General features: G+C 59.7%; 22 protein-coding genes. 12 read left to right on the forward strand and 10 right to left on the reverse strand.

Features of this window, described 5'->3' with window-relative positions; genetic code table 11:
* Positions 1–236 precede the first annotated feature (236 nt).
* The 6 genes from ABRP93_RS04995 to ABRP93_RS05020 all read left to right on the forward strand — a co-directional run bounded on the left by ABRP93_RS04995 (position 237) and on the right by ABRP93_RS05020 (position 6733).
* Positions 237–1100 carry a sulfurtransferase gene (locus ABRP93_RS04995; protein WP_349887119.1) on the forward strand — a complete coding sequence of 288 codons (864 nt, stop codon included), beginning with the start codon at positions 237–239 and terminating at the stop codon, positions 1098–1100.
* Positions 1101–1250: 150 nt separating this feature from the next.
* On the forward strand, positions 1251–3011 hold the full coding sequence (locus ABRP93_RS05000) for an ATP-binding protein (protein ID WP_349887121.1): 1761 nt from the start codon (positions 1251–1253) through the stop codon (positions 3009–3011).
* A gap of 22 nt (positions 3012–3033) precedes the next feature.
* Complete coding sequence (locus ABRP93_RS05005) at positions 3034–3492, forward strand: hypothetical protein (protein WP_349887122.1); 459 nt, start codon at positions 3034–3036, stop codon at positions 3490–3492.
* Positions 3493–3650: 158 nt separating this feature from the next.
* Positions 3651–5156 (forward strand): ATP-binding cassette domain-containing protein, encoded by a 1506-nt coding sequence (locus ABRP93_RS05010; protein WP_349887123.1) that lies wholly within the window; start codon positions 3651–3653, stop codon positions 5154–5156.
* 87 nt (positions 5157–5243) lie between these two features.
* The gene (locus ABRP93_RS05015) at positions 5244–5612 is read left to right on the forward strand and encodes a GntR family transcriptional regulator (protein WP_349887124.1); all 369 of its coding nucleotides are present in this window, start codon (positions 5244–5246) and stop codon (positions 5610–5612) included.
* Complete coding sequence (locus ABRP93_RS05020; RefSeq protein ID WP_349887125.1) at positions 5609–6733, forward strand: DUF1648 domain-containing protein; 1125 nt, start codon at positions 5609–5611, stop codon at positions 6731–6733. Before ABRP93_RS05015 ends, ABRP93_RS05020 begins: the two co-directional genes overlap by 4 nt.
* Here ABRP93_RS05020 and ABRP93_RS05025 read toward each other — a convergent pair.
* Complete coding sequence (locus ABRP93_RS05025) at positions 6730–8016, reverse strand: thymidine phosphorylase (protein ID WP_349887126.1); 1287 nt, start codon at positions 8014–8016, stop codon at positions 6730–6732. The genes ABRP93_RS05020 and ABRP93_RS05025 overlap by 4 nt on opposite strands.
* Positions 8017–8219: 203 nt before the next feature.
* On the opposite strand from ABRP93_RS05025, the gene ABRP93_RS05030 reads away from it, so the two are divergent.
* Together ABRP93_RS05030 and ABRP93_RS05035 are read left to right on the forward strand one after the other, a co-directional pair.
* Complete coding sequence (locus ABRP93_RS05030; RefSeq protein ID WP_349887127.1) at positions 8220–8660, forward strand: cytidine deaminase; 441 nt, start codon at positions 8220–8222, stop codon at positions 8658–8660.
* A 33-nt stretch (positions 8661–8693) separates the two neighbouring features.
* Complete coding sequence (locus ABRP93_RS05035) at positions 8694–9914, forward strand: NupC/NupG family nucleoside CNT transporter (RefSeq protein WP_349887128.1); 1221 nt, start codon at positions 8694–8696, stop codon at positions 9912–9914.
* A 94-nt stretch (positions 9915–10008) separates the two neighbouring features.
* Here the strand turns inward: ABRP93_RS05035 and ABRP93_RS05040 are convergent, their stop codons facing one another.
* The 4 genes from ABRP93_RS05040 to prpD form a co-directional block, all read right to left on the reverse strand.
* On the reverse strand, positions 10009–13440 hold the full coding sequence (locus tag ABRP93_RS05040; RefSeq protein WP_349887129.1) for a pyruvate carboxylase: 3432 nt from the start codon (positions 13438–13440) through the stop codon (positions 10009–10011).
* A gap of 483 nt (positions 13441–13923) precedes the next feature.
* Positions 13924–15084: a bifunctional 2-methylcitrate synthase/citrate synthase gene (locus ABRP93_RS05045; protein WP_349852143.1), complete on the reverse strand. Its 1161-nt coding sequence runs from the start codon at positions 15082–15084 to the stop codon at positions 13924–13926.
* Between the two features lie 13 nt (positions 15085–15097).
* Complete coding sequence (gene prpB / locus ABRP93_RS05050) at positions 15098–16030, reverse strand: methylisocitrate lyase (protein WP_349887131.1); 933 nt, start codon at positions 16028–16030, stop codon at positions 15098–15100.
* Entirely contained in the window at positions 16030–17541 is a 1512-nt protein-coding gene (prpD, locus tag ABRP93_RS05055; RefSeq protein ID WP_349887132.1) for a 2-methylcitrate dehydratase PrpD, read from the reverse strand. Before prpD ends, prpB begins: the two co-directional genes overlap by 1 nt.
* Positions 17542–17706: 165 nt before the next feature.
* On the opposite strand from prpD, the gene ABRP93_RS05060 reads away from it, so the two are divergent.
* On the forward strand, positions 17707–19020 hold the full coding sequence (locus tag ABRP93_RS05060) for a short-chain fatty acyl-CoA regulator family protein (protein ID WP_349887133.1): 1314 nt from the start codon (positions 17707–17709) through the stop codon (positions 19018–19020).
* A 9-nt stretch (positions 19021–19029) separates the two neighbouring features.
* Here the strand turns inward: ABRP93_RS05060 and ABRP93_RS05065 are convergent, their stop codons facing one another.
* The 4 genes from ABRP93_RS05065 to upp form a co-directional block, all read right to left on the reverse strand.
* Positions 19030–20457, reverse strand: a complete 1428-nt coding sequence (locus ABRP93_RS05065) for an NAD(P)H-quinone dehydrogenase (protein ID WP_005281545.1) — start codon at positions 20455–20457, stop codon at positions 19030–19032.
* Positions 20458–20527: 70 nt separating this feature from the next.
* Positions 20528–21718, reverse strand: a complete 1191-nt coding sequence (locus ABRP93_RS05070) for a M20 family metallopeptidase (protein ID WP_349887134.1) — start codon at positions 21716–21718, stop codon at positions 20528–20530.
* Positions 21719–21796: 78 nt separating this feature from the next.
* Positions 21797–22159 carry a helix-turn-helix domain-containing protein gene (locus tag ABRP93_RS05075; RefSeq protein WP_349836592.1) on the reverse strand — a complete coding sequence of 121 codons (363 nt, stop codon included), beginning with the start codon at positions 22157–22159 and terminating at the stop codon, positions 21797–21799.
* Positions 22160–22213: 54 nt separating this feature from the next.
* The gene (gene upp / locus ABRP93_RS05080) at positions 22214–22849 is read right to left on the reverse strand and encodes a uracil phosphoribosyltransferase (RefSeq protein ID WP_349887136.1); all 636 of its coding nucleotides are present in this window, start codon (positions 22847–22849) and stop codon (positions 22214–22216) included.
* A 57-nt stretch (positions 22850–22906) separates the two neighbouring features.
* On the opposite strand from upp, the gene ABRP93_RS05085 reads away from it, so the two are divergent.
* The 3 genes from ABRP93_RS05085 to ABRP93_RS05095 are packed head-to-tail and all read left to right on the forward strand — an operon-like array spanning position 22907 to position 25387.
* Entirely contained in the window at positions 22907–23185 is a 279-nt protein-coding gene (locus ABRP93_RS05085; protein WP_349887137.1) for a chemotaxis protein, read from the forward strand.
* On the forward strand, positions 23186–24094 hold the full coding sequence (locus ABRP93_RS05090; protein ID WP_349887139.1) for a C40 family peptidase: 909 nt from the start codon (positions 23186–23188) through the stop codon (positions 24092–24094).
* A 54-nt stretch (positions 24095–24148) separates the two neighbouring features.
* Positions 24149–25387 (forward strand): SatS C-terminal domain-containing protein, encoded by a 1239-nt coding sequence (locus ABRP93_RS05095; protein WP_349887140.1) that lies wholly within the window; start codon positions 24149–24151, stop codon positions 25385–25387.
* A 157-nt stretch (positions 25388–25544) separates the two neighbouring features.
* Here the strand turns inward: ABRP93_RS05095 and ABRP93_RS05100 are convergent, their stop codons facing one another.
* The gene (locus ABRP93_RS05100) at positions 25545–26369 is read right to left on the reverse strand and encodes an alpha/beta hydrolase fold domain-containing protein (protein ID WP_239275584.1); all 825 of its coding nucleotides are present in this window, start codon (positions 26367–26369) and stop codon (positions 25545–25547) included.
* Positions 26370–26542 lie beyond the last annotated feature (173 nt).

Consider the following 26542-nt stretch of genomic DNA (forward strand, 5'->3'; position numbering starts at 1 on the left):
AGTGTCCCACGACACTAATTCGTGGGGCCACTAAGCAGGTTACAGCGTCAACCTAAAATTTATCCATCTCCGACGCGGCTCGCCGCATCGCAACGTCGCGGCCGTTACCGGTCAATTCATTCCATGCGGGTTATGTAGGGAAAACCACTTTCACTATTCCAATGTGATAAATCGAGAAAATTCGAGTTAAAGTGGTGGGAGCAAAATTAAAGTTTTATGAGAAAGGTAGGCGGGCAGTGGCAGAAGTAGACCCCTATCCCCCATTTCAGCAATATGCGCACCCAGAGCGGCTTGTCTCCGCTCCGTGGCTGTCCGCGCGCCTGGGCATTAAAGGGTTACGCGTCATCGAGGTCGATGAAGACTCCCTTTTGTACGATATCGGACACATTCCCACGGCGACGCGGATTAATTTCCGTACTGAGCTGTTGAGCTCGCTCACGCGCGACTTCATCAACGGTGAGGAATTTACCCGCTTGATGCGGGAAAAAGGAATCCACGAGGACGATACCGTTGTCCTGTACGGCGATAAGTCCAATTGGTGGGCGGCCTACGCACTGTGGGTGTTTACCCTCTTCGGCCACAAGGACGTTCGCCTCCTCGATGGCGGGCGCGATGCATGGATGTCAGAAGAGCGCGATACCTCCTTCATGGTCCCAGAATTCCCCGAGTCCAACTATCCCGAGGTAGCCCGAGACGATTCCCTCCTGCGCGCCTTTGTCGCCGACGTGCGCGAGGCAACCGGCTCCCTGGTTGATACCCGGCCGCCAGAGGAATTCGCAGGTGAGGCGACGGAGTTCGACCCGAATGGAAACTCGCCTTATGGCACGACCATGTGCCACGGACACATCCCGGGTGCCATCAACTTGGAATGGGATCGCGCGACGTACCCCAATTCCTGCTTCCGCAACGTTGATGACCTGAAGGTCAACTACGGCATGCTAGAGCCTGAAACCCCCACCATTTTGTATTCCCACGTAGGCGCGCAGGCCGCATTTACATGGTTCGTGCTCACCTACCTTTTGGGCTTTAAAACGGCGCAGGTCTACGATGGTTCGTGGTCTGAGTGGGGCAACATGGTCAATATGCCGATTGAAAAGTAGATTTTCGTCCGGCCAATAATTACCCACATCGCGGCGATGTGGGTTTATTTTTGTTTAAACGTAACAATTATTGCCACACGGACGAATTAATATTTTGGTGTGCAACAATAGATCTCGTAGTGAACGAAGTGTATTCAGGAGGTTACTGCCGTGGCAGTAGAAACCAAGAAGATCTCCAAGGTTCTCGTAGCGAACCGAGGTGAGATCGCCGTGCGCGTTATTCGCGCTGCTCGCGATGCCGGGATCTCCTCAGTCGCCGTTTATGCCGAGCCGGACGCGCAGGCACCATTCGTCACGCTGGCCGATGAAGCATTTGCCCTCGGCGGTTCTACCTCTGCAGATTCTTATCTTGTCTTTGACAAGATTCTGGATGCCGCCCACAAATCCGGCGCGGATGCCATCCACCCCGGCTATGGTTTCTTGTCCGAGAATGCCGATTTTGCCCAGGCGGTTATCGATGCCGGACTAACCTGGATTGGCCCACCTCCCCAATCCATCCGCGCTTTGGGTGATAAGGTCACCGCCCGCCACATCGCCGAGCGGGCCGAAGCCCCCATGGCCCCCGGCACCAAGGACCCGGTAGCCAACGCAGACGAGGTCAAGGCCTTCGCGGATGAGCACGGCTTGCCCGTAGCCATCAAGGCGGCGTTCGGTGGCGGCGGCCGCGGCATGAAGGTGGCGCACACCGCTGAAGAGATTCCGGAGCTTTTTGAATCCGCTACCCGCGAGGCCACCACTGCCTTTGGCCGCGGCGAGTGCTTTGTCGAACGCTACCTCGATAAGGCCCGCCACGTTGAGGCCCAGGTCTTGGCGGATAAACACGGCAATGTTGTGGTCGTCGGCACGCGTGATTGTTCCCTGCAGCGCCGCTTCCAAAAGCTCGTAGAGGAGGCACCGGCGCCTTTCCTGAGCGAGGAGCAGCGCGCCTCCATCCACGAATCCGCCAAGCGCATTTGCCGTGAGGCTGACTACTGTGGTGCCGGCACCGTGGAGTATTTGGTCGGTGCCGATGGCCTGATTTCCTTCCTCGAAGTCAATACCCGCCTGCAGGTAGAGCACCCCGTTTCTGAGGAAACTACCGGGCTGGACCTCGTGCGCGAGCAATTCCGGATTGCACAGGGCGAAGAGCTTTCGCTAAGCGAGGACCCAACGCCGCGCGGGCACGCCTTTGAGTTCCGCATCAACGGCGAAGACGCCGCGGCCGGTTTCATGCCAGCCCCTGGCACCATCGTCAAGTACTCCGAGCCGGCCGGCCCGGGCGTGCGCGTGGATTCGGGCGTCGTCGAGGGCTCCGTCATCGGCGGGCAATTCGATTCCATGCTGGCCAAGCTGATTGTTTGGGGTCCGGACCGCGAAACCGCCCTGCGCCGTTCCGCCCGCGCCCTGTCTGAATACCAGGTTGAGGGCCTGCCCACCGTGCTCCCCTTTGACAGAGCCATCGTTGCCGATCCCGCTTTTACCGCGGAAAACGGTTCCTTCGACGTCTACACCAAGTGGATCGAGGAGGCTTGGGATAACCAGCTGCCGCCGCACGATGATTCCACCGATGCGGAAGCCGGCACGCCCGAGGCCTCCCAGGTTCACACCGTGGAAATCGATGGCCGCCGCATCGAGGTGGCCTTACCCGCCACCTTTGGCATTACCGGCGCGCGCAAGCGGAAAAAGCGCAAGGGTGCCGGCGCTAAGGCGGCAGTGTCCGGCGATGCCGTGACCGCACCGATGCAGGGCACGGTTATCAAGGTCAACGTGGAAGAGGGCCAAGAGGTAGAAGAGGGCGATATCGTCCTGGTCCTTGAGGCAATGAAGATGGAGAACCCCGTCAAGGCCCACAAGTCCGGCACCGTAACCGGGCTGGCGGTCGAGGTCGGCTCGTCCACCACCAAGGGCGCGCAGCTGCTGGAAATTAAGTAGCCGCGCCAGCTAGCCTGGAAGAATGACTGATTCTTCTCTCGGTGTTCGCTTGGCCAAGGAAGAGGACCGCGACTACCTTGCGGGCCTCTTCCCCTCCCATATCGCGGGCTGGTCCCCCATCGTTGATGGCGGCGTCATCGCCTTGCCCCTTGCCGCCAATGAGGACCCAACTGTAAAGCCCGTGGGGGCCGCGCTCCTGCGCTACTACCCCGCCGCCACCAAGGGCCCAGCCTTCCTTGGGGATCCGGGCGCTGACCCGCTTGACGATGCCACCTGGCTCACCCCCTTCGATCCCGAGGACATCCCCGAGCTCATCGTCGCCACGAATGGCACCGACGACGAGGCTTCCCGCGCCCACGACCTGCTCGTTGCTAACGCCATCGATCTCGCGGCCGAGCAAACCGCCCCCGGCATCGCGTCCGCCACGCCACTACCGGGCTTCGAAGAACTCGCCCCAGATAAGTTCTTCCGCCGCTTCTAATCTGGCGTCTGTCTCTTGCAGGCCTCCGGTTCCAGCAAGAGATGAATTTTAGCTAGTACCCTTGTGTTCTGCACCATAGCTGCTATTGTTGAGGGCTATGAAGATTTCCGCCTAGTACGACGTCCCTTGCACACTCGTTCTTTAAAGGTGGATTCTTCATGCCGATTTCTTTTTCCCAACTCAGCCTGTCGTGGCCAGACGGCACGCCCTGCTTTTCACAGCTTTCCGGAACAATCCCTGACTCGGTTACGGGGATGATTGGCGATAATGGCTCCGGAAAATCAACCCTTGCTAAGGTCCTGTCCCACCAAATCGCACCGTCCTCGGGCACATTCACGGCACCAGAGGTCACGTACCTAGACCAAGATCTTGGCTTGCGTGATTCCTTAACCATCGCCGAAGTATTCGGCGCGGCGGAAAAGATTGCCGCGCTCCACGCACTAGAAGCGGGAAATTACTCCGAGGAACTGCTGAAAACTATTGGCAACGACTGGGTTATAGAAGACAGGATTCATGCCTGCCTCCATAACGCAGGGGTTCCCTACCCGCTAGATCGCACCATCGGTACGCTGTCTGGAGGCGAAGCGGTCACCATCGCATTAAACGCCGCCTTTTTTAATCATCCAGACTTTGTCATCCTCGATGAGCCGACCAATAACTTGGACGCAGCAGGAAAATCCAAGGTCACCGAGCTTATTTCCAGCGCTTCTACGCCCATTCTTGTCATCTCCCATGACCTAGACCTGCTCTCCCATGTCGAGCACATTGCAGAACTCTACGCGGGACGTTTGCGGTTATTTTCCGGAAATTATCACGCTTACCGGGAGACGATAGAAACCGAACAGCGCGCTGCTGAAGCAGAAACGCGCGAGGCCAAGGCCGAACACCGCAAGCAGGTGCGCGAGCGCGAGGCGATGCAGGTGCGAATTTCCAGGGACAATCGCCGCGGCAAAGCCTTCTCCCACAACAACCGGAAACCCGGGATGGCAATGGGCAACGACAAGAATCGCTCCCAAAATACCGCGGCTAAGCGCTCAGCTCAGGCATCGGGTTCGGTAAAGGAAGCATTTGCTGCCTATCAAGCTGCGCAACATAAGATCCGCCCGGACGAACACGTACACCTTGACCTCCCAGGCACGCAGCTGCCTAACGGCACCCGCGTGCTCACCAGTAGCATCGTGGATATAACCGGCCCTGAGCATGTACGCCTTATGGGACCAAACGGCAGCGGGAAAACCACGTTCCTTAATGAGGTTGCGCGCGGTGACGTTGAGTACAGCGTGGACTGTGGATATTTGCGGCAGAAAATCACCCTGCCGGAAAATCGCACAATCTTAGAAATGGTCACGGAGGCCAACCCCACTGCTCACCCACAATTCATCCGCGATCAATTGGCACAGCTACTATTTCGCGATGACCAAGTGCACCGCCGCGCAGGCCTACTATCGGGCGGCGAACGCTTCCGCGCGGAATTTGCCCGGGTGTTGCTAGCCGAGCCCAGCCCGCAATTCCTCCTGCTTGATGAGCCCACCAATAACTTGGATATCACCACCATAAAGTGGCTCGTGCAGATTCTTGAGTCCTACGAGGGTGCGTACCTGCTGGTCAGCCACGATGAGGGTTTCTGCAAGCAGCTCAGCTTAACCTCGCAGGTGCATATCTAGGTGCCTCAGCCTCCATTCTGTATTACCTCCACTAATACAGATTGTGCTACTATTAGTTGCACAAAACTTATTGGGAGGAGATAGCTCATGCTCATCACGCTCAACCCTGACGCGGATGCGCCGGTCTTCCAGCAGATTCACGACGAAATCGTGCTGGCCATCGCCCGCGGGCAGCTTTTCGACGGCGACAAGCTCGATCCCGTGCGCCACGTCGCCGCGGATATTGGCATTAACCCGGCCACCGTAAAACACGCCTATGACTTACTCGTTGCTGATGGCCTCGTCGAAACCGCGGGCCGATCGGGGTCAGTAGTCAGGCCCGGCGCGCACACCGCGGCGCAAGAACAGCAGGTTCGGCAACGCCTGCGCCGCGTGGCAACCCTCGCCCGCGCCCAGGGCTTTTCCACCGATGAGCTCCACGGCTACCTCGATTCCACACTGAAGGAGCTATCATGATTCTCACCGTCCTCATGGCCGCCACCACACTGGCTATAACGTGGATAATGACCACAATCCCGGCGCTGGCGGCACAAGGTGCCCCGCTGGGCGTTCGCGTTCCCCAAAGCCACCTTTCTGATCCGGTTGTGATCGACGCAATTTCCGGTTTCAAAACTCGGACGTGGATCGTGGGCATCGCCGCGACGGTTATCTCGCTTTTCTACGTTAACCATTCATGGGTGGCGGCCTTGTCTTCTCTGCTGGTCATTATCGGTAGCACGTGGGCCTATCTCTCCCAGCGCCGCCACATCATCGCGGCTAAGAAGGACGGTGGCTGGTTCGACGGGGTAGAAACCGCGGTCACTGCCCGAGTAACGGGGCGAGGCGCCGAGGCTGTGCAGGATATTGATGTACCAACGCCGTCTTTTCCCTGGCTGACCATGTTAGGTTCCTTGTTGGTCATCATCGCCGGCGCGCTCATCGTCGCCGCCCATTGGTCCGATATCCCCGATCCCGTTCCAGTGCACTGGGATGGTTCTATGGAGCCGGATAGCTGGAGCGACAAATCCATCGGCAGCGTCTTTTTCATCACGTTTATCGCGCTGGGAATGTGGTTGCTTTTCGCCGGGATCTGCTGGCTTATCCAACGCACCGCGGTTCGGCCACGCTCGGAACGCTCCATCAAGGCGCGATTGCGGAATCAGGCAAACCTTGCGGCCTCCAATGAAGCGATGGGCATCCTGCTTCTTCTCATGTCCCTCGGGCTGTCATTTATACAGATCACCGGCCCCATACCGAGCTATCAGGACCTGGTTGGGCTCTCCTTTATCACCATGGTGGTGATGACCATTGGCGGCACCATAGCCATCGTGGCGATGATCCTGCACGCCCAATCACAGCTCGAGGATCAGCTGCGTGGGGTGAAATTTCCGGATGCAGACAAAGAATCCCCCGATAATGACGAGCATTATAAGTGGGGGATCCTGTACTACAATCCTGATGACCCAGCGGTCCTAGTGGACAAGCGCCTCGGCGTCGGAGTGTCCTTCAACTACGCCACGTGGCAGGCGAAGGTCTTCCTCGCCGTCATGGCGCTCATCATCATCGGGTCGATTGCGCTTCCCTTCATCCTGATTTAGCTAATGCGGTCCAGGATGATCTGGCGCTCCTTATCCAGCGGGGCGTCGGTAATCTTAAAGCCCTGCTGCAAGGTCTCAAGGGAGCGCTCGAATCGCTCTGGAGTCTCCGTGTGCAGGGTGAAAAGCTTCTGGCCCTTGGATACCTTTTCGCCCTTCACCGCGTGCAATTCGATGCCCGCGGTTGCCTGTACCGGGTCTTCCTTCCGGGCGCGGCCTGCGCCCAGGCGCCAGGAGCTCACGCCGACGGACAAGGCATCAAGCTCGGTGAGGTAACCATCGGATTCAGCAATGACATCGTGGGTATGCGTAGCCACTGGAAGCTTGGCGTCTGGGTCGCCGCCCTGCGCCTTAATCATTTGCTTCCACTTATCCATGGCGCGGCCATCCTTGAGCGCCTTTTCCACGTCGGCATCGTGCACGCCGGCTGCTTCCAGCATCTCGCGCGCAAGTGCCAGGGTCAGCTCGACGACATCGCTTGGCCCACCGCCGGCTAGAACCTCGACGGATTCTTCAACCTCGAGCGCGTTGCCCACCTTGCGGCCCAACGGGGTGGACATATCCGTTAGCAGTGCCGTTGTGGCGGTGCCGGCATCATTGCCCAAGTCCACCATGGTCTGCGCCAGCTCGCGGGCCAAGGTCTCATCCTTCATAAAGGCGCCAGAGCCCACCTTGACGTCGAGGACCAAAGACGAGGTACCTTCCGCGATTTTCTTCGACATGATGGAGGAAGCAATAAGCGGAATCGCCTCAACGGTGGAGGTGATATCGCGCAGGGCATAGATCTTCTTATCCGCGGGCGCGAGGCCAGAGCCTGCCGCGCAGATGATGCAGCCTGGGTCCTCCAGGATTTCCATCAATCGTTCATTGGAAATATCCGCCTGCCAGCCAGGGATGGCCTCCAGCTTGTCCAGGGTGCCACCGGTGTGGCCCAAGCCGCGGCCAGAAAGCTGCGGGACCGCGACGCCAAAGGCGGCAACGAGGGGTGCGAGCGGCAGCGTAATCTTATCGCCAACGCCACCGGTGGAGTGCTTGTCCGCGGTCTTCTTGGACAAGGACTCAAAGCTCATCGTCTCACCGGAGGCAATCATCGCCTTGGTCCACTGCGAGATTTCCTCGCGGTTCATGCCGTTGAGGAAGATCGCCATATTGAGTGCGGCCATCTGCTCATCGCCCACGACCCCACGCGTATAGGCATCGATGACCCAGTCGATTTCCTCCGGGCTAAACACCCCCTTATCGCGCTTGGTGCGAATAACATCTACCGCATCGAATTTCTCGGCCATGACGACTCCTCCTGTAATGATTTGAAAACCGAAACATACAAGCACGTAATGTGATTTACTGCACTATATATAGTGGTTGTACACTCCACCACGCCCAATTATTATTCCCTATAGAACAGATGTCAATGAGTGTTTTTCTTTTTGTTCTATTAGAGAATTAACGCAATCTCTCTTTGCCCCGTAGAAAGAAAGTCCATACCGCAATGAACGCCACCCCAGATTCGCCTCCTACCGATGCCGAATTGCTCAGCCTCGCAGAAGAAGCAGCCCACCACGCCTGGGCGCCCTACTCTTCTTTCCCAGTCGGCGCAGCCTTGCTGCTTGCCGATGGCCGCATTGTCACCGGCTGCAATGTCGAAAACGCCTCCAGCCCACTAGGCATTTGCGCCGAACGCAATGCCGCCGCCCACATGATCACCACCGCGGACGTGACGGCTACCGATGGCCACTTGCCCAGCATTCCGCAGATTAAAGCGGTCGCTATTATCGGCTTAAAGTCTGCACCTTGCTACCCTTGCGGTGCCTGCCGCCAAGTCCTGCGGGAGTTTAACTGCGAACGGGTCATCGTTTCCGTCGATGGAAAGCCCCGTAGCCATGACTTTGCCGAGATCCTCCCCCATTCCTTTGGCCCAGAGTCACTCTAACTAAAAAGTCCCTTCAAAGAACGGTCAGAAAATATGGAACGATTACAAGGATTGCTCGGCATCATTGCCATTCTTGCAGTGATCTACGTCCTGTCGAGCTCGCGTAAAAATATCAAGTGGCGCACCATTGGGGTGGGTCTAGTCCTGCAAGTAGTCTTCTGCTTCTTGGTCCTCGCGTGGGATCCTGGATTCAAAGCCCTCAAGGGCATCGCCAATGGGCTGACTAAGCTCACGGAGTTTACCAACGAGGGCACCCAATTCGTCTTCGGTGGCCTCTTCGGTGATGACTTCGTTTTCGCCCTCAACGTGCTGCCCGTGATCATCTTCTTGGGCGCCATCATCGCCGCCCTGTACTACCTCCGGGTTATCCAGTACTTCGTGGAATATGTCGGTTCCGCCATCAAGTGGCTCATGGGTACCTCCAAGGTGGAATCGGTCTGGGCCACCACCGTAATCTTCCTCGGGCAATCCGAGGCCCCGCTGGTGATTAAGCCCTACCTGCCCAAGCTCACCCGTTCCGAGCTTTATACTTGTATGGTCGGCGGCTTTGCCTCCGTGGCTGGATCCACGTTGATCGGCTACTCACTCTTGGGCGCGCCCCTGGAGTACTTGCTCGCCGCATCGCTCATGAATGCGCCGGGTTCCCTGCTCGTCGCCAAGGGCCTCATGCCAGAGACGGAAGAGACGAACCTCGACGCCACCGTTAAAGACGTCCGCGATACCGAATCCAAAAACATCATCGATGCCATCAGTAGTGGTGCCATGGCCGGCGGTAAAATCGCCATCTCGGTTGCCTGCTTGCTCATCGCCTTCATCGCCATGATCGTGATGCTCTCTTCCATCCTCGGTGGCATCGGTTCCCTCTTCGGCCAAGATAACTGGTCGCTCGAAGGCCTCTTCGGTATCATCTTCGCCCCAGTGGCCTGGCTTATCGGTACGCCGTGGAACGAGGCGCTTGAGGTGGGTAATTTCATCGGCCAAAAGACCATCCTCAACGAGTTCGTTGGCTACACCGCCTTTGGTGAAAGCGTCGATGAGCTCAGCGATAAGGCCATCTTGATCTCCTCCTTCGCCCTCGCTGGCTTTGCCAACCTGTCCTCCATCGGTATTCAGATTGGCTCCATCGGTGGCCTCATTCCGGAGCGCCGCGGCGAAGTGGCCAAGCTTGGCCCACGCGCGCTCTTCGGTGGATTCCTCACCAATATGCTCAACGCCGCCATCGTCGGCGTCATCGTGGCACCAATGGTTCTCTAGCCCGCGCGGTACTCTTCAAGCATAGAAATCCCCTCCTAGCTGGATATTCATCCAAGCCGGGAGGGGATTTACGCGTCTGTGCTAGGCGGCGCCGCTACTTGATGACGGCGATGAGGTCGCCGCCTTCCACCTTGGTGGCCTGGCCAATGGCCACGCGGTCCACCACACCATCCTTGGTGGCGGAAATGGAGGCTTCCATCTTCATGGCTTCGATGACCGCGACCTGGTCGCCTGCCTTAACCTCGTCGCCTGGCTCTGCCGTGGGGTTGACCACACCGGCGAACGGGGCCGCTACGTGGCCGTCATTGGACGGGTTCGCCTTCTCCACCGTGGCCACGGTGGATTCGGCGTTTTCATCGCGCACCTTCATCGGGCGGATTTGGCCGTTGACGTTGAGCACAACATTGCGCATGCCCTTCTCATCCGGCTCACCCACGGCATCGAGGCGCACCACGATCTGCTTAAGGTTGGAGCGATCGGTGGAATCTTCTGGGAAGAAGTGCACTACCTTTTCTTCGCCTTCGGTCAGGCCGTAGAAGAAGGTCGTATCCGTCAGAGCCTCGGTATTGCCATACTTGCGGCGGAACTCGTTGAATTCCTCGAACTGCTTGGGGAACAGCAGGCGGTTCAGGCTCGCGCGGCGCTCATCCGAGTTATCCGATTCCAGGTGCGGCTGCTCCTCTGCCGGGACATCGGTAATCTGCGCGCCGGTTTCGGCGCGGCCATCGAGGACCTTATCGCGCAGCTCCGGCCAGCCACCCGGAGGGGTGCCCAGCTGGCCGCGGAGGAACTGGTCCACGGAATCCGGGATATCGTACTTCGTCGGGTTCGCCGCAAAGTCTTCCGGAGAAACGCCGGTGCCCACGAGGTGGAGCGCCAAGTCACCCACCACCTTGGAGGACGGGGTGACCTTGGTGGGGCGGCCGAGCATCTCGTTGACGGCGGCGTAGTTATCCTCGATGACCTCGAAGCGATCCGCCAGGCCCAATGCGACGGCCTGCGCGCGCAGGTTCGACAGCTGACCGCCCGGAATCTCGTGCTTGTACACGCGGCCGGTCGGGCCAGGAATGCCGTTTTCAAACGGGGCGTATAGCTGGCGCACGGCTTCCCAGTACGGCTCCAAGTCCGAGACCGCTTGCAGGTCAATTCCGGTATCGCGCTTGGAGTTGGAGAACGCAGCGATGAGCGCGGACAGCGAAGGCTGCGACGTGGTGCCGGCCAGCGGCGCCGAGGCGCCATCGACGATATCGGCGCCGGCGCGCGCCGCCGCGAAGTAGGTAGCGATCTGGCCACCGGCGGTATCGTGCGTGTGGACGTGGACCGGCAGGTCGAATTCCTTGCGCAGCGCGGTCACCAGCGTGTGCGCGGCCTCTGGGCGCAGCAGGCCGGCCATGTCCTTAACGGCCAGGATGTGCGCGCCGGATTCTACGATCTGCTCGGCGAGCTTCAAGTAGTAATCCAAGGTGTAGAGGTCTTCCTTCGGCGAAGAAAGGTCACCGGAATACGCCATGGCCACCTCGGCCACGGTGGTATTCGTCTCGAGCACGGCGTCGATGGCGGGGCGCATCTGGGAGACATCGTTAAGCGCATCGAAAATGCGGAAGACATCCACACCAGACTTGGCCGCTTCCTGCACGAAGGAGCGGCACACCGAATCCGGGTACGGGGTATAGCCCACGGTATTGCGCCCGCGCAGGAGCATCTGAATGTTCTGGTTCGGCATCGCCTCGCGCAGCAGATCCAGGCGCACCCAGGGATCCTCGTGGAGGAAGCGCATGGCTACGTCGTAGGTAGCACCGCCCCATGCCTCCACGGAGAAGAGGTCTGGGGTCAAGCGCGCCACGGCCTCTGCCGCGGAAACCAACGCAGTACTGCGCACGCGGGTAGCAAGCAGGGACTGGTGGGCATCGCGGAACGTCGTATCCGTGACCATCAAAGGGTCTTGAGCGCGAATCTTTTCCGCGTACTTCTGTGGTCCGAGCTCCAAGAGGTCATCGCGGGAACCGCGCGGGAGCGGTTCTTCCGCATTAAACTTCGGCAGCTTATCAAACGGGCGCAGCGCGGTCGGCCTATCGCCATTGGGCTTATTCACGGTGATATCCGCGATGTAGTCCAGGATACGGCCGGACTCATCTACCGCCGGTGGCGCCTTGAGCAGATCCGGGTGCTCGGTAATGAATCCAGTATCGACGCGGGTATTGACGAAGTCAGATTCATTGAGCAACGCGCGCAGGAAGCCGATATTGGTGGCCACGCCGGAGACGTGGAACTCGTTCAGCGCGCGGCGAGCACGGTGCACAGCCTGCTCGAAGGTGGTGCCGCGGCAGGTCATCTTCACCAACAGGGAGTCGAAGTTGGGCGATACCTCAGCACCCACGGAGGTAGCGCCGTCCAAGCGTACACCAGCGCCGCCCGGCGAGCGATATGCGGTCAACGTACCCGTATCTGGGCGGAAGCCGTTATTCGGGTCTTCGGTAGTAATGCGGCACTGCAGGGCGGAGCCGGTAATGGTGATATTTTCTTGCGACAGGTTGATGTCTTCCAAGGAAGCACCGGCGGCGATATTCATCTGCGCCTTGACGATGTCCACACCGGTAACCTCCTCGGTCACGGTGTGCTCCACCTGCACGCGTGGGTTCATCTCAATAAAGACGTGGTTGCCGCGCTCGTCCACGAGGAATTCCACCGTGCCGGCGCCCTCATAGTTAATGTGCTCGCAGAAGTTCACGGCATCCTGGCAGATGCGATCGCGCAGCTCCGGATCCAGCGACGGCGCGGGAGCGATCTCTACGACCTTCTGGTGGCGGCGCTGCACGGAGCAATCGCGTTCAAAGAGGTGAATGACATTGCCCTGGGCATCCGCGAGCACCTGCACCTCAATGTGTTGCGGATTAATCACCGCGGTCTCGAGGTACACGCTGCCATCACCAAAGGCCGCCTCGGCCTCGCGCGAGGCTTCTGCTGCCCGTTCGCGCAGCTCAGATTCCGATTCCACGTAGCGCATACCGCGCCCTCCACCGCCAGAGACGGCCTTGACAAAGACTGGGAAGCTGAAGTCACCGGCGTCTGCCACCAGCTTATCGATGTCCGTGGTCGGCTCCGAGTCCTGCAGCGTCGGCAGCCCTGCTTCCTTCGCAGCGTTAACCGCAGCGGATTTATCACCGGTGAGATCCAGCGTGCCCGGGGTAGGACCAATGAACTTAATGCCATTGTCCTCGCAGGCGCGGGCCAAATCGGCGCGCTCGGACAAGAAGCCGTAACCCGGATAGATTGCGTCCGCCTCAGACTTCTTGGCAGCGCGGATGATTTCCTCGATATCGAGGTATGCCTTGACGGGCTGTCCCTCGTCACCAATGCGCACTGCCTCATCCGCAAAGGCGCGGTGGAAGGAGTTGCGATCTTCACGAGGATAGACGGCGACGGTCTTCGCCCCCGTTTCAAAGGCAGCGCGGAAGGCACGCACGGCGATTTCACCGCGGTTGGCTACCAAAATCTTGTCGAACGATGGAAGGGCGGAATTGGCCACTTGGGTGTTCCTTTCAACTTGGAAGACAATGCGTTGCAACGTCCCCACTGGGGTGATCCGTCTCTCAGTTTAGAGATAAGAATAGTTTTTATCATCCCTTTTTTGAACGGAATTTTCTACACTCACCTGCAACTTAAACCCCGCGAAAGCAATTTCTGCCAGTCAACCAGTAATAACAGGCCTAACAATTTTGCAAAGTCTGCAAATTTCATCTGGCAAATTTTTCGCAGCCGGTACCGCAGCCGCAGCTGGATCCGCAGCCGCAGTCGGGGCCGGAGCTGCAGCCGCTACATGCGCATCCTCCTATGCAATACCTGAGGCGAAAATGCAACATCTGAGGGCGCGGGTCGCTCAGTTATACCGTAGAAGGATGCACATATAGCGTAGGAGGATGCGCAAATGCTCCCCACGCAGGCATGGGGAGCGTGGACGGCTCACTACCCGGTTACACGGACCGCCCGAACCGCGCGGGAAGCCGAGTGTTTAGAAGGACTTCGGTGGAACGGAGCGCTGGTCTTCGCCGACGTAGGCGGACAGCGGGCGAATCAGCGAGTTGTTTTCGTTTTGTTCCACGATGTGCGCGGTCCAGCCGGTGATGCGGGCCATGACGAAGATCGGGGTGAAGAACTGAATATCGAACCCGAGGATGTGGTAGGCAGGGCCGGCCGGGAAGTCTAGGTTCGGCTTGATCTTGATCGAGGTGTTTTCCTCCATGGTCTTGGCCATGATGTCGTACATCTCGATCCACTTGGTCTGGTCGTGCTGCTCGGCCAGCTCCTTGAAGGCGGCCTCCATAGTGGGAACGCGGGAGTCACCGTTCTTGTACACGCGGTGACCAAAGCCCATGACCAGGTCCTTATTGGCCAGCTTGTTCTTGGTCCACTCCTCTGCCTTGGCAGGATCGTCTACCTCGAGGAAGTTCTTCATGACTGCTTCGTTAGCACCACCGTGCAGTGGTCCCTTGAGCGCACCAATGGCGGCGACGATGGCGGAGTAGGTATCAGACATCGTAGAGGTAACCACGCGTGCCGAGAAGGTGGAGGCATTGAAGGAGTGCTCGGCGTAAAGGATGAGGGACTTATCAAAGGCCTCGATATCGGCGCGGTTTAGCGCCGGGGAGCCTTCTTCGTCGCCGAAGACCATCCACAGGAAGTTTTCAGCAAAGCCCTTCTTGCGGGAAGGCTCAATGTAGCCTTCACCGCGGCGGCGACGGATGTCGAGCGCGATGATGGTGGGGATCTTCGCCATGAGTTCGAGCGCGGTACGGCGGACGTGCTCGGAGTCCCTGGTGTATTCCTCCGCATCCTGAGCGCCAATGAAGGAAATCGCCGTGCGCAGCACGTCCATGGGGTGGCAGCTTTGCGGCATGGACATGATGAGGTCAATGAGATGGCGGTCCAGGTGACGCAATGCCTTTTCACGCGCGGAGAAACGGATGAGGGATTCTTGGCCCGGCAGCTTGCCATTCCACAAGAGGTACGCAACCTCTTCGAAGGAACAGTAGCGGGCGAGTTCTTGCACCGGGTAGCCGCGGTAGGTCAAGGAGTTGGTCTCAGGAACAACCTTGGAAACGGCAGTTTCATCAACGACGACGCCGTAAAGGCCCTTGCGGATTTCTGGGGTTTCGTTTTTCTTATCGGACATGGTCACTGGCTCCTTAGCTTTCAAAAGTGGGTTGATAATTGTCTTTGGAATAGGTGAATACGGACTGGTCGAACTCGTTGTATTCTTGGTAGCGGACCAGCTCGTACAGGCGGGAGCGGTGCTGCATGCGCTCTAACCATTCGGTCTGGATGCCGGTATCTTGCAAGTCGCGCAGGAATTCTTCGGTAGCGCCCATGGCCACGCGGAAGCTGGAAACCGGCCAGATCACGGCGTTGTATCCCAAGCCGTCGAGGGTCTTCGCTGATTGCAGCTCGGTCTTGCCAAACTCCGTCATATTCGCCAAAAGCGGCGTATCCACGGCGGCGCGGAACTTTTCAAAGTCCGCGGGGGAATACAGCGCCTCAGTAAAAATGAGGTCCGCGCCGGCTTCGGCATAGGCCTTGGCACGGTCGATGGCGTCATCGATGCCATTGACGCCGGCAGCATCGGTACGGGCGCAGATGATGAAATTAGGATCGCGGCGCTCGTTGACGGCCGCGCTGATGCGGCGGACCATGACCTCCTTGTCCACCACCTCCTTGCCGTCGAGGTGCCCGCAACGCTTCGGGTTGACCTGGTCTTCCAAGTGGCAGCCGGCCAGCCCGGCATCTTCGAGGGCAGCGACGGTGCGGGCGGCGGACATGGGCTCGCCGAAGCCGGTATCGGCATCGACAAGCACGGGCAAGTCCGTAGCGCGCGCAATCTGCCCGGCGCGCTGGGCTACCTCGGTCAAGGTGGTCAGGCCGATATCGGGCAGGCCCAAATCATTGGCCAGCACCGCGCCGGATACGTAGACGCCGTCGAAGCCACCGATGTCCTGGATAAGGCGGGCGGTCAGCGGGTTAAACGCGCCCGGCAGCGTGGTGATCGATCCGGATTCGATGGATTTGCGGAAGTTCGCACGCTTTTCTGCGTTGGTGATTGTAGAACCAAATAGTCCAGCCATTAGAAGATCCCCTCCGGTTTCTCGGGCGCGGTGGCGAGGTGCTCATCGCTGACCCGCACGTTGAGTTCGGTTAGATCGGTTAGGTTTTCTAGGTCTTGCACGGCGGTGAGGAAGCGCTCTTGCTCGGCCTCGTCAACGACGCCATCGGCAAGCTTTTTGAACTTGGCAATGTATTGCTCGCGGGCAAAGGGGCGGGCGCCCAACGGGTGGGCGTCAGCCACGGCGCGCTCATCCTCGATGACGGTGCCGTCCTTGAAGGTGATAACGGCCTTGCCACCGAAGGCCTTTTCTTCCAAGTCGTTGGAGTGATAACGGCGCGTCCACTCTGGATCCTCGACGGTGGAAATCTTCTGCCACAGCTCGATGGTTTCCGGACGGTTGGAGCGCTCAGGGGAATAGGAGGTTTCGTGGTCCCAGACGCCATCTTCGAGTGCGACCGCGAAGATGTACATCACGGAGTGGTCCAGGGTTTCGCGGGAGGCGGAAGGATCCATCTTCTGCGGATCGTTCGCTCCGGTACCGATGACGTAATGGGTGTGGTGGGAGGTGTGCAGCACGATGGACTCGATATCCGCCGTCTTCAGGCCCTTATCCTCCAGCGTCTTTTTCAGTGCAAAGGCCATGTCGATGGGTGCCTGCGCCTGGTATTCCGCGGAGTGTTCCTTGGTGTAGGTATCCAGGATGGCGGTCTTGGCCTCACCGTTTTCCGGCAGCGGTACGGTGTAGGTGCGCTCTGGCGAATGCAGCATCCAGGCGATGAACCCGTCCTCGCCCTCCCAGATCGGCGCCGGGGCGCCCTCGCCGCGCATGGTGCGGTCGACGGCCTCGATGGCCATCTTGCCCGCGAAGGCCGGCGCGTAGGCCTTCCACGAAGAAATCAGGCCCTTTCGGGACTGGCGGGTTGCCGTGGTGGTGTGCAGCGCCTGGCCGACGGCCTGGTAAATCGTGTCCTTATCCAGGCCCAACATCGTGCCAAGCCCTGCGGCTACCGATGGCCCCAAGTGGGCCACGTGGTCGATCTTGTGCTCGTGCAGGCACATGCCTTTGACCAGGTTGACTTGGATTTCATAGCCGGTGGCGATGCCGCGGATAAGGTCGCGACCACTCAGCCCCTTGTGCTGCGCTGCGGCAAGAAGCGGCGGAATATTATCGCCGGGGTGGGAATATTCGGCGGCGAGGAAGGTGTCGTGGTAGTCCAACTCGCGGACCGCAGTGCCATTGGCCAGTGCAGCCCATTCCGCGGAATACGTGCCATCGATGCCGAAGATGGTGGAGCCGCCCTTGCCCACGGGGTGGGCTTCTGCCATCACTCGCGCGGACGTAACGGGGCCACGGGCAACCGAGGCCATAGCTACGGCGGCATTGTCGATGATGCGGTTGATGATCATCTCGGTGGTTTCTTCCGGAACCTCTACGGGGTCCGCGGCCACCTCGGCCACCTTGTACGCCAGGTGCTCCTCGTACGGGAAGTCCTCGGCGGATTTATGAGTGCGTACCTCATGGTTTTTCACTGGTTGCGTCCTCCTTCATCAAGAATGCGTTGCACATCACAGTAAATGCTTGCATATGGTGCACGCTATAGGTAACGTTTGTGGAAATTAGCGGACTTATTTTGTGAAATCTGCAAACCTTGTGATTTTCACAGCGCATGGGCCTTAAAGGAAGGACGGGGACGCATGACCAAGCACTATGCGGGGGCACGGATTCACGCTTTGCGCAAGCAACGCGGCCTCACCCAGGTGGCGATGGCGAAGAAGTTGGGGTTATCCACGAGCTACCTCAACCAGTTGGAAAACGACCAGCGCCCACTAACCGTGACCGTATTAATGCAGCTAGCCCAGCGCTTTACCGTGGATCCCAGCTACTTCGCCGAAGACCGCGATATCCATACAATTACCGAGCTCCGCCACATCTTCCCCGATGCCTCTGAAGAAGCCCTATCGGATCTCGCCTCCCGCTTTCCCGAGTTGATGCCGCGGTTTGTTGACGTTGCTTCGCGCGCCCCTGCCGCGGACCCCTCCCCCTTTGAAGTGGTGCGCGATTTCTTTTATGACGCGCATAACTACATCCACGAGCTCGATGTGCTCGCAGAAGAACTCGCCGGCCAGTTGGGCGATCGCGTCCTGCGCCGCGGCCGACTCGCCTCCCGTATGCACGAAGATCTTGGGGTTACCGTACGCTTTTCCCGGCCCGGCCCCCGGCGCAGCTTCGACCCAGACACGCGCGAACTCTCGCTACGCGATGGGCTATCTGAGGCGCAATTGGTCTTTGAAATGGCCCTGCAATACTGCCTGCTAGCCTACGGCGATATCTGTGACAACCTCGTCTCCGAACTGCCCGAAGGCGAATCCCAGGATCTGGCTACCCTGGGCCTTGCGCAGTATTTCGCGGCGGCTGTCACCATGCCCTACCAGCGCTTTCTCACGATGTCAGAAGATACCCGCTACGATATCGATCTGCTGTGCAACTACTTTGGAACCGGGTTTGAAACAACAGCGCAGCGCCTCGCCACGCTCCAGCGCCCAGGGCTGAAGGGCGTGCCCTTTTCCTTCATCCGCACCGACCGTGCGGGCAATATTTCCAAGCGGCAGTCCTCTACTGCCTTTCACTTCGCGCGCTCTGGCGGATCCTGCCCCTTGTGGGTGGTCCACCGCGCCTTTGAAACCCCGAACCGCATTACACGGCAGGTCGCGGCCATGCCGGATGGCCACGCCTACCTGTGGATCGGGCGTTTCGTGCAGGGAACGGCCAAGTCTTGGGGCACGCCGCGCAAGGAATTCGCGGTGGGCCTAGGCTGCGATATCACCCAGGCGGATCGCATCGTCTATGCCGATGCACTGAACCTGGACATTTCCGCCGCCACCCCGATTGGCCCAGGCTGTACCGCCTGCCCCCGCGAGTTCTGTCCACAGCGCGCCCTGCCGGAGGCAGATAGGCCGATCAAAATCGAGCTCAACCGCACTGCGGAGCAGGCCTACTCCACGTTCTAAGAACGAGGTTTACTCCAAGTCATCGTGGGCCACCAAGCGGCGGGCGGCCTCGGTGATGGTGCCGGACAGCGATGGGTAGACCGCAAAGGAATCGGCCAGCTGGTTCACCGTGAGCTGGTTGGTCACCGCCATAGCGATGGGCAGGATGAGCTCGGAGGCGGTCGGCGCGACGATGACACCACCGATCACGCGGCCGGAGGTAGCGCGGCAGAATAGCTTGACGAAACCGTGCTGTAGCGAGCGCATCTTCGCACGCGGGTTGGTATTCAGCGGCATGGTAATGGCGCGGGCGGCGACCTCACCGGCCTCGATCTCGGCCTGGGTAAAGCCGACCGCGGCGATCTCCGGGCGGGTAAAGACCGCGTTAGCCACGGTCTTCAGGCGCAGCGGCGAGACGCCTTCACCAAGCGCGTGGTACATCGCCACACGGCCCTGCATCGCGGCCACGGAGGCAAGCGGGAAAAGATCGGAGCAGTCACCGGCTGCGTAAATGCCGGCAATATTGGTGCGCGAGACGCGGTCTACCTGGATGTGACCAGACTTCGCGGTTTCCACGCCCACGTTTTCCAGCTTCAGATCCTTGGTATTCGGGACAGAACCAATGGACATGATGACGTGCGAGCCGTGGATCTCACGGCCGTCCTGCGTGGTAACCAACACGTTGCCGTCCTCGGTGCGGTTAACGGTTTCCACGCGGCAGTTCTTTTCCAGCTCCACGCCGCGCTCACTCAGCACGGTTTCGAGGACGTCGGCGGCATCGGCATCATCGTGCGGCAAAATGCGATCGCGCGAGGCCACCATCGTGACCTTGACGCCCAGCTCTGCAAAGGCGGATACGAACTCGGCACCGGTAACACCGGAACCCACCACAATGAGGTGCTCCGGCAGCTCAGTGAGGTTATAGACCTGCTGCCAGGTCAGGATGCGCTCGCCATCTGGCTGGGCACCGGGCAAAATACGCGGGGTGGCGCCGGTAGCCACCAAGACGAGGTCCGCATCGAGCGTTTCTTCGTGTCCATCCTCGTTGAAGACCGCAGTGACCTTGTGTCCGCCGAAGGCATCGGCCTGCTGATCCTCCGGGAAGTGCGCGCGCCCATCGATAACGCGCGCGCCCAGGGAATCCATGGTGTTGCGGATATCACCGGATTGCTTAGCCGCCAGGTCTTGCACGCGCTGGTTCAGCGCGCTGATGGAAAGCTGCGCCTTGCCGATGCCCTCGTTCAGCTCCATGTCATCCGCGCGGCGCAAGTCCGTTTTAATATTAGCGCCGGCAATAAAGGACTTGGAGGGAACACAGTCCAAGACCACGCTATTGCCGCCCATGCCTTGGTCTTCGATGATGGTGATTTCCGCGCCGTACTTGGCGCCAGCCAGCGCTGCCTCGTAGCCCGCCGGGCCACCGCCGATGATGACAATTCGCTTGGTCTGGTTCAACACGCAATTGCTCCTTTATAGGCTCCACTTTTAAAGTCGCCTACGAGTCTAACCCGTAGGTAACCCCAGCGCGTTAGTCCGCCTGCGCATTCTCCCCCATAAATTGCTCGACGACGGCCCCGAAAAGCTTAATGCCCACACCAATCGCCCGCTCATCCACGATGAGGTCGCCCATGTGTAGATCGTGCTGCTCCCCCTCCCCGGACCAGCACCCAAGGCGCGCCATGGAACCAGGTACCTTTTCCAAGTACCAGGAAAAGTCCTCGCCGCCGGAAGACTGCGGGGCCTGAACCACGGCTTGTGGGTCGATGGACTGTGCGGCAGAAGCAAGCATGGCGGTCGCCACGTCATCGTTAAGCACCGGCGGCACGCCACGGTTATAGGACAACTCGTGTTCTACCCCCACCGGCGCGAGGATCTGATCCACCAGCTCCGCGAAAAGTTCCTGCATCTGGCGCCAGATGGTGATATCAGCAGTGCGCATCGTGCCGGTCACCATGCCGGTTTCCGGAATAGCGTTGGGGGCGTAGCCGGAATTGACCTGGCCAAAGACCAACACCGTGCCGGTGCGCGGATCGACCCGGCGTGACAGCAGCGCCGGCAGCTCAGTTATGACCTTGCCCAGCGCATAGACCACGTCTGCGGATAGATGCGGGCGCGAGGTATGCCCGCCCGGGCCCTTGATCTTGAGCTCCACCACGTCCGTTGCCGAGGTAATGGCCCCAGCGCGGATGCCAATGCGCCCCACGCGCAGCTTCGGCTCGGCGTGGATGGCGAAGATGGAATGCACGCCTTCTAACGCGCCCCAAGAAATAACGTCGGTGGCCCCGCCGACCCACACTTCCTCCGCCGGTTGGAAGATGACGCGAACGCCCAGCTCCAGCTCATTAACCCGCTGAAAATCCGCCAGCGCGCAAGCCAGGCCGAGCGCCACGGTAGTGTGCACGTCGTGACCGCACGCGTGCATGGTCCCCGGCTTCTCAGAGGTAAACTCCAGCCCGGTCACCTCCGTGATGGGCAGGGCATCGATATCGGCGCGAAAGGCTAGGCGGCCAAGCTCCGTGTCTGGGCCGATGTCCACCATGAGACCAGTGTGCGGGAAGCGCTGCGGCTCAAGCCCGTAATCCGCAAGGATATTCGCGATGTAATTGGTGGTTTCCACCTCTTGGTTCGCAGTTTCCGGATTGCGGTGGATATGGCGCCGCCACGCGATGACCTCCGCACGGTGAGCATCGAACCACTCGTTAATAAACTCCGAGATCACGCGCACGCCTCCCTGTTGCTGGACTATCTCTTGGAGGCAGTCTACAACTAGACCATGCGGTTCAGTAAGTCAGGGTGGTTAGCCCCGCGCATTACTAAAGCGCCGCTGGTTGATGTAGTCCTGTGGAAAGGGTGCGACATCTTCTACCCCGAGCACCGCGGAATCCGCTAAGTGGCCCTCCACCACGTCCCCACCGGCCGGCAAGAGGACCGCCGGCGGGATTTCTAAAGCCAACGCCAGCTTGTACACCGTGGATAATTGCGGGTCCGCCATGGTGTGTATGCCATTTTCGTTGCGTTCCAGATTGGAGATCTGGCTGCGCGATACCCCCGAAATATCCGCTAGCACTTGCTGGGATACCCCGCGCCGCTCGCGCACGCGGCGCAGTTGTTGCGAAAATCCGTAGCCGTAGCTCGACCACATTAGTTGAATAAAACTCACGATCTTTTCCCCCTTTTGAAAGCCGCCTTCGGGCTTTCAGGGAGAAATACTAGCTTAAAGATCGATATTGCGCGGGCCGTAGAGGCGATCGCCGGCATCGCCAAGCCCCGGCACGATATAGGCATCCGCATTAAGTTCGGGGTCAATTGCGGCGGTGACGAGGCGGACGGGAAGGCCCGATTTCTCCAGCGCATCCACGCCATTTTGGGCCGAGACCATGCAGATGGCGGTGATATCGGTAGCGCCGCGGGCGGCTAAGAGGCGCAGGGCGTGCAGCAGGGATCCGCCGGTGGCCAGCATGGGGTCAACGACGAAGGCGGTGCGCCCGGTCAGGTCTTGCGGCAGGGCCTCCAAGTACGGCACGGGCTCGTGGGTTTCTTCATCGCGCGCCATGCCGATGAATCCGACCTGGGCATTCGGAATCATCGACAGGGCGGGATCCACCATGCCAAGCCCGGCGCGAATGATGGGCACGATGATGGGCGGATCCTGCAGGCGGGTGCCTTGTGCTGTGGCAACCGGGGTTTCGCAATCGAAGTTTTCTACCGCCAAATCGCGGGAGGCTTCATATACGAGCATGGTTCCCAGGTCATTGAGCGCGGCGCGAAAAGCGGAGTTATCGCTGCGCGCATCGCGCATCAGGGTCAGGCGGGAAGCGGCAAGCGGGTGGTCTACGACGTGGATATCCATGTCCACTACTTTAAACTTTTTGGGAACCACTTGGGCCATTGGCCAGTCCAATAGGGCATGAGACCTTTTCAGATAGATACCGCCCACGCCCGCCATTTAGCCCGTGACCTGCACGCGAACGCGCAGGGAGACAATCCACCCCACCCGGCATTACCCGAAGATTCGGCCTTTATTGGGTTCAATGAGGAGGTCCATGCCGCTTTAGACAATATTGGGGCGCGGATGACCATGCTGCGCCGCGATATGGACCACATCGCGCAGTCTTCCTTCCAGATGTCGCGCGAGGCGGAAGACTCCGATGCAGCGTTACGCGACTCCCTCGGGGCGGCGATCTAAGTGCTTGCTACCGCCATTAAAAATATCGCCGCGCTGCAACCTTCGCCGCTTCCCGATGTCCAACTTCCCCGCGTCCCAGATCTCTCCGCCGCCCAGCCACTGGCGGATATCGCGCACGGCGATGCCTCGCAGCTTATCGCCGCCGCGGACCTCCTCACCGGCGATAACGAGACCGTCTCCGCCGTACTTGGCCAAGCGCGCAGCCTTATCGCGGCGGCCGCCGGCGATATCTTCGGCATCGGAACGCGACTCATCCAGGCCGCTACGCCAGCCACGATGGGATTAATCTCCCTCGATCCCGCCTCTCGCGCCGCAGCACTTGCTTCTCTTCGCACCGTGATAGACGAGCATATTGGCTTGGCGATGGCCCGGGTCAACCGCCTGAAAGACGAGCTCACCAATGCCGCCTCGGCCCTGTTGCCCATCTCCCAGCGCCCGGTGGAATCCGCCGTGGGCCAGCCCCAGCAGCTAACAGCTGCCGCGGCGACGCACACGGCCGTGGCCCCTCCACCAGAACTGGACCCTGCTCCCACACCGAACCCGCCGGCGGGTACCGAAGCCGGCTCGGATGCGGGCCGAGCGGCCGTGGCCGCGGCCAAAAGCCAATTGGGCCAACCTTATACTTGGGGCGGAACCGGCAATGGTGGCTTTGACTGCTCGGGGCTTACCCAATGGGCCTATTCCCAGGCGGGGGTGGATATACCGCGCACGGCGGACCAGCAGGCCATCGGCAAGCAGGTCAGCGCCGATCAGCTCCAGCCCGGCGATCTGGTGGTCTGGGATGGCCATGTGGCGATGTATTCCGGCAATGGCGAGATCGTGGAGGCCGGCGACCCCGTGCAGACCAACCCGCTGCGCACGAATAATATGGGCATGCAATTTAAGGGCTTTTGGCGGCCGACTGCCTGACAAGGCCCCGGCAATTCCGCGCGGCAGCTGGGGCGTTGGGTAGACTAAAAGGCCATGAGTACCCGTGCGATTGTGCCTATTAAGCTCTCCTTGACTGAGGGCGATTTTTATACCCTCTGGGCGCCCAAGTGGCGCGAAAATGGCTCCGAATGGCAAGCCTTTTTGGGCGACGATGACTCCGTCTTGGTCTTCGACTCCCCCGCTGAGATGCTGTGCTACCTGGAGTCCGATGCCAAGCATGACCTGCTGGATCACCCGCAGTGGGAGCAATTTTCCGCCCGCCCGGCGCACCGCGTCACCCCAGCCAAGCGCGATGAATACGATCTCATCGGCATGCCGGAAGCCCTCGCCGGCCGCCCCAGCCACGCCAATGTCTCCACCGTGGCGCGCGACCTCGAGGTGGCATCCGCGCTTGCCGATGTCGCCGCTGCCGAACAGACCACCATCTTCTTCGCCACTCACTCCATCCTGCGCAACGTCTCCCGCGGCGCCGATCACTACTCCGGCGAGCAGGGTATGAACGAGTGGACCGGCGTCGGGCGGGTCATCTTGACCAACTGGAAGAAGGTCATCGCGGATCTGGATAAGCACGTCCACGTGGTTCCGAGCGATGAATTCGACGCCGCCGCTATCTCCGATGCCGAAACCCGCATCTCCGAGGCAGCGAGTGCCGCCGACGCTGCCGCCAAGGAAGCCGAAGAAAAGCGCAAGGCCGCAGCAGATGCCGCCGACCCCTATGACGAGTCCCCCTGGGCCGCCGCCGGAATCGACCCGATTAAAATCACCGCGCAGTCCAAGTCCGTCTACACGCTGCGCACCTACTTGGACGGCAATCCCATCTTCTTAGGCAAGTGGGGCGAAATCTTTACCTTCGATTCCTCCAAGACGCTGGTGCGGTGGCTCATCGATAATGATGACCACGACTTGGCGCGCGTCTCTACCTGGCAGGACGTCGTCACCGCCGCCAATGCCGGTGAGCTAGAGGTCCAGGTCCACCCGGATAACCAATATTCCTTTAATGGCATCGTGCGCGATATTGAAAAGGGACCGGAAGCGGTCGACTCCGACCAGCTAGCCCGCTGCTACGAGGTCTGCGCCGATGCCGCGGACTGGGCCGGGGATGATTCCATTAATTCCTATATGCTGGCCAATCCGCGTTTGCAGGACTACCTCGGCTACATGCTCGGTTCCACCGAACACGCAGGCTATGTCCCGTCCAAGCCGTATAACGAGCATGCCGAGTCTTGGAAGGGCCTCGAGAACATGCTAATTAAGCGTTTTTCCCGCTTTTAGTTTTCCTCTGCTCTACGGACTACCGGCCCTAGCGACCTCAGCTGCCGGTAGCCGCTGCTAACCGAAGACCGCCCCAGCCCAACCGCTCCTCAAAGTGGAGCGTGGACTGGGGCGGTTGCTGCATTTTCACCTACACCCCAATCCGCAAAACGTGCGGCTAGAGGTGAGAGCCGAGGTGCTCGATAAGATCTGCCAGCATTCTGCGCGACTGGGGCGCACGCGGGCGTACCTGATCGAAGCCGTGATAGGCGCCTGCATACACATCAAGTGTGGTCTCGACTCCGGCGTTCTGCAGTGCGGTAGCAAAGGCTACGGATTCATCATGAAAAAGGTCGATGTCTCCCACGCCGATCCACGTGGGCGGCATCCCCGAGTGATCCGAACGCGTCGCCGGCGATGCATACGGTGGCAGCGGGGTTCCTAAATGGTCCTTGCCTAAGTACATATCCCAAGCGCCGCGATTTAAATTCGGAGGACAAATAAACTGCCCCACCGCACCCTCTTTAACAATGGTGCGGTGATCAAGCATTGGATAGACCAATCCAAGCGCTCGAATGGAATGACCTTCATCCACCGTGCGCTGGGCAAGGCCTGCGGCCAAGCCACCGCCGGCGCTATCGCCAGCGACCGCAATGCGCGAAGTATCCGCGCCTAAAAGCTCGCCATTTTCCTGCATCCAGCGCAAAGCGGCATAACACTCTTCCAGATCCGCAGGAAAAGGTTCCTGCGTGGATTTGTGATAGCGCGGCGCGATGACAATGGCCCCCAGCTCCGATGCGATGAGCGAAGTTTGGGGATCATGCATCGCGGGACCACCGAGCAGGTGACCTCCGCCGTGAATCCACATCACCACGGGACGTGGCTCGGCTGGCGCTCCATCTCCGCGTGGAGTAATAACGCGGGCACGGAATGCTTGGCCTTCAAAAGAACAAGATAGCTCTTCGATGTCCACCGGACGCCACTTCGGACGTGCCACGTCCATATTGGCAAATAGCCTGCTCGTTCGAGCGAATCGATCACCCGAAAGCAAGTGCAGCGGCAGGTACAGTAATGGGCTGCGAAGCTCAGGAGCAACGCTGCGTAGATAAGGACGGCGGCTCTTTATATATGCCGCCGCCCCTACTACCGCGCTACCTGCAGCGAGAGCTTTCAGCG

The organism is Corynebacterium sp. KPL2850, assembly GCF_040225855.1.
GTDB lineage: Bacteria > Actinomycetota > Actinomycetes > Mycobacteriales > Mycobacteriaceae > Corynebacterium.

Bases quoted from the DNA above. Each gene is read 5' to 3' on its own strand.
- ABRP93_RS05005 (WP_349887122.1), top strand. From the start codon at position 3,034: ATGACTGATTCTTCTCTCGGTGTTCGCTTGGCCAAGGAAGAGGACCGC.
- ABRP93_RS05010 (WP_349887123.1), top strand. From the start codon at position 3,651: ATGCCGATTTCTTTTTCCCAACTCAGCCTGTCGTGGCCAGACGGCACG.
- ABRP93_RS05015 (WP_349887124.1), top strand. From the start codon at position 5,244: ATGCTCATCACGCTCAACCCTGACGCGGATGCGCCGGTCTTCCAGCAG.
- ABRP93_RS05020 (WP_349887125.1), top strand. From the start codon at position 5,609: ATGATTCTCACCGTCCTCATGGCCGCCACCACACTGGCTATAACGTGG.
- ABRP93_RS05025 (WP_349887126.1), bottom strand. From the start codon at position 8,016: ATGGCCGAGAAATTCGATGCGGTAGATGTTATTCGCACCAAGCGCGAT.
- ABRP93_RS05030 (WP_349887127.1), top strand. From the start codon at position 8,220: ATGAACGCCACCCCAGATTCGCCTCCTACCGATGCCGAATTGCTCAGC.
- ABRP93_RS05035 (WP_349887128.1), top strand. From the start codon at position 8,694: ATGGAACGATTACAAGGATTGCTCGGCATCATTGCCATTCTTGCAGTG.
- ABRP93_RS05045 (WP_349852143.1), bottom strand. From the start codon at position 15,084: ATGTCCGATAAGAAAAACGAAACCCCAGAAATCCGCAAGGGCCTTTAC.
- prpB (WP_349887131.1), bottom strand. From the start codon at position 16,030: ATGGCTGGACTATTTGGTTCTACAATCACCAACGCAGAAAAGCGTGCG.
- ABRP93_RS05060 (WP_349887133.1), top strand. From the start codon at position 17,707: ATGACCAAGCACTATGCGGGGGCACGGATTCACGCTTTGCGCAAGCAA.
- upp (WP_349887136.1), bottom strand. From the start codon at position 22,849: ATGGATATCCACGTCGTAGACCACCCGCTTGCCGCTTCCCGCCTGACC.
- ABRP93_RS05085 (WP_349887137.1), top strand. From the start codon at position 22,907: ATGAGACCTTTTCAGATAGATACCGCCCACGCCCGCCATTTAGCCCGT.
- ABRP93_RS05095 (WP_349887140.1), top strand. From the start codon at position 24,149: ATGAGTACCCGTGCGATTGTGCCTATTAAGCTCTCCTTGACTGAGGGC.
- ABRP93_RS05100 (WP_239275584.1), bottom strand. From the start codon at position 26,369: ATGGACGTGGCACGTCCGAAGTGGCGTCCGGTGGACATCGAAGAGCTA.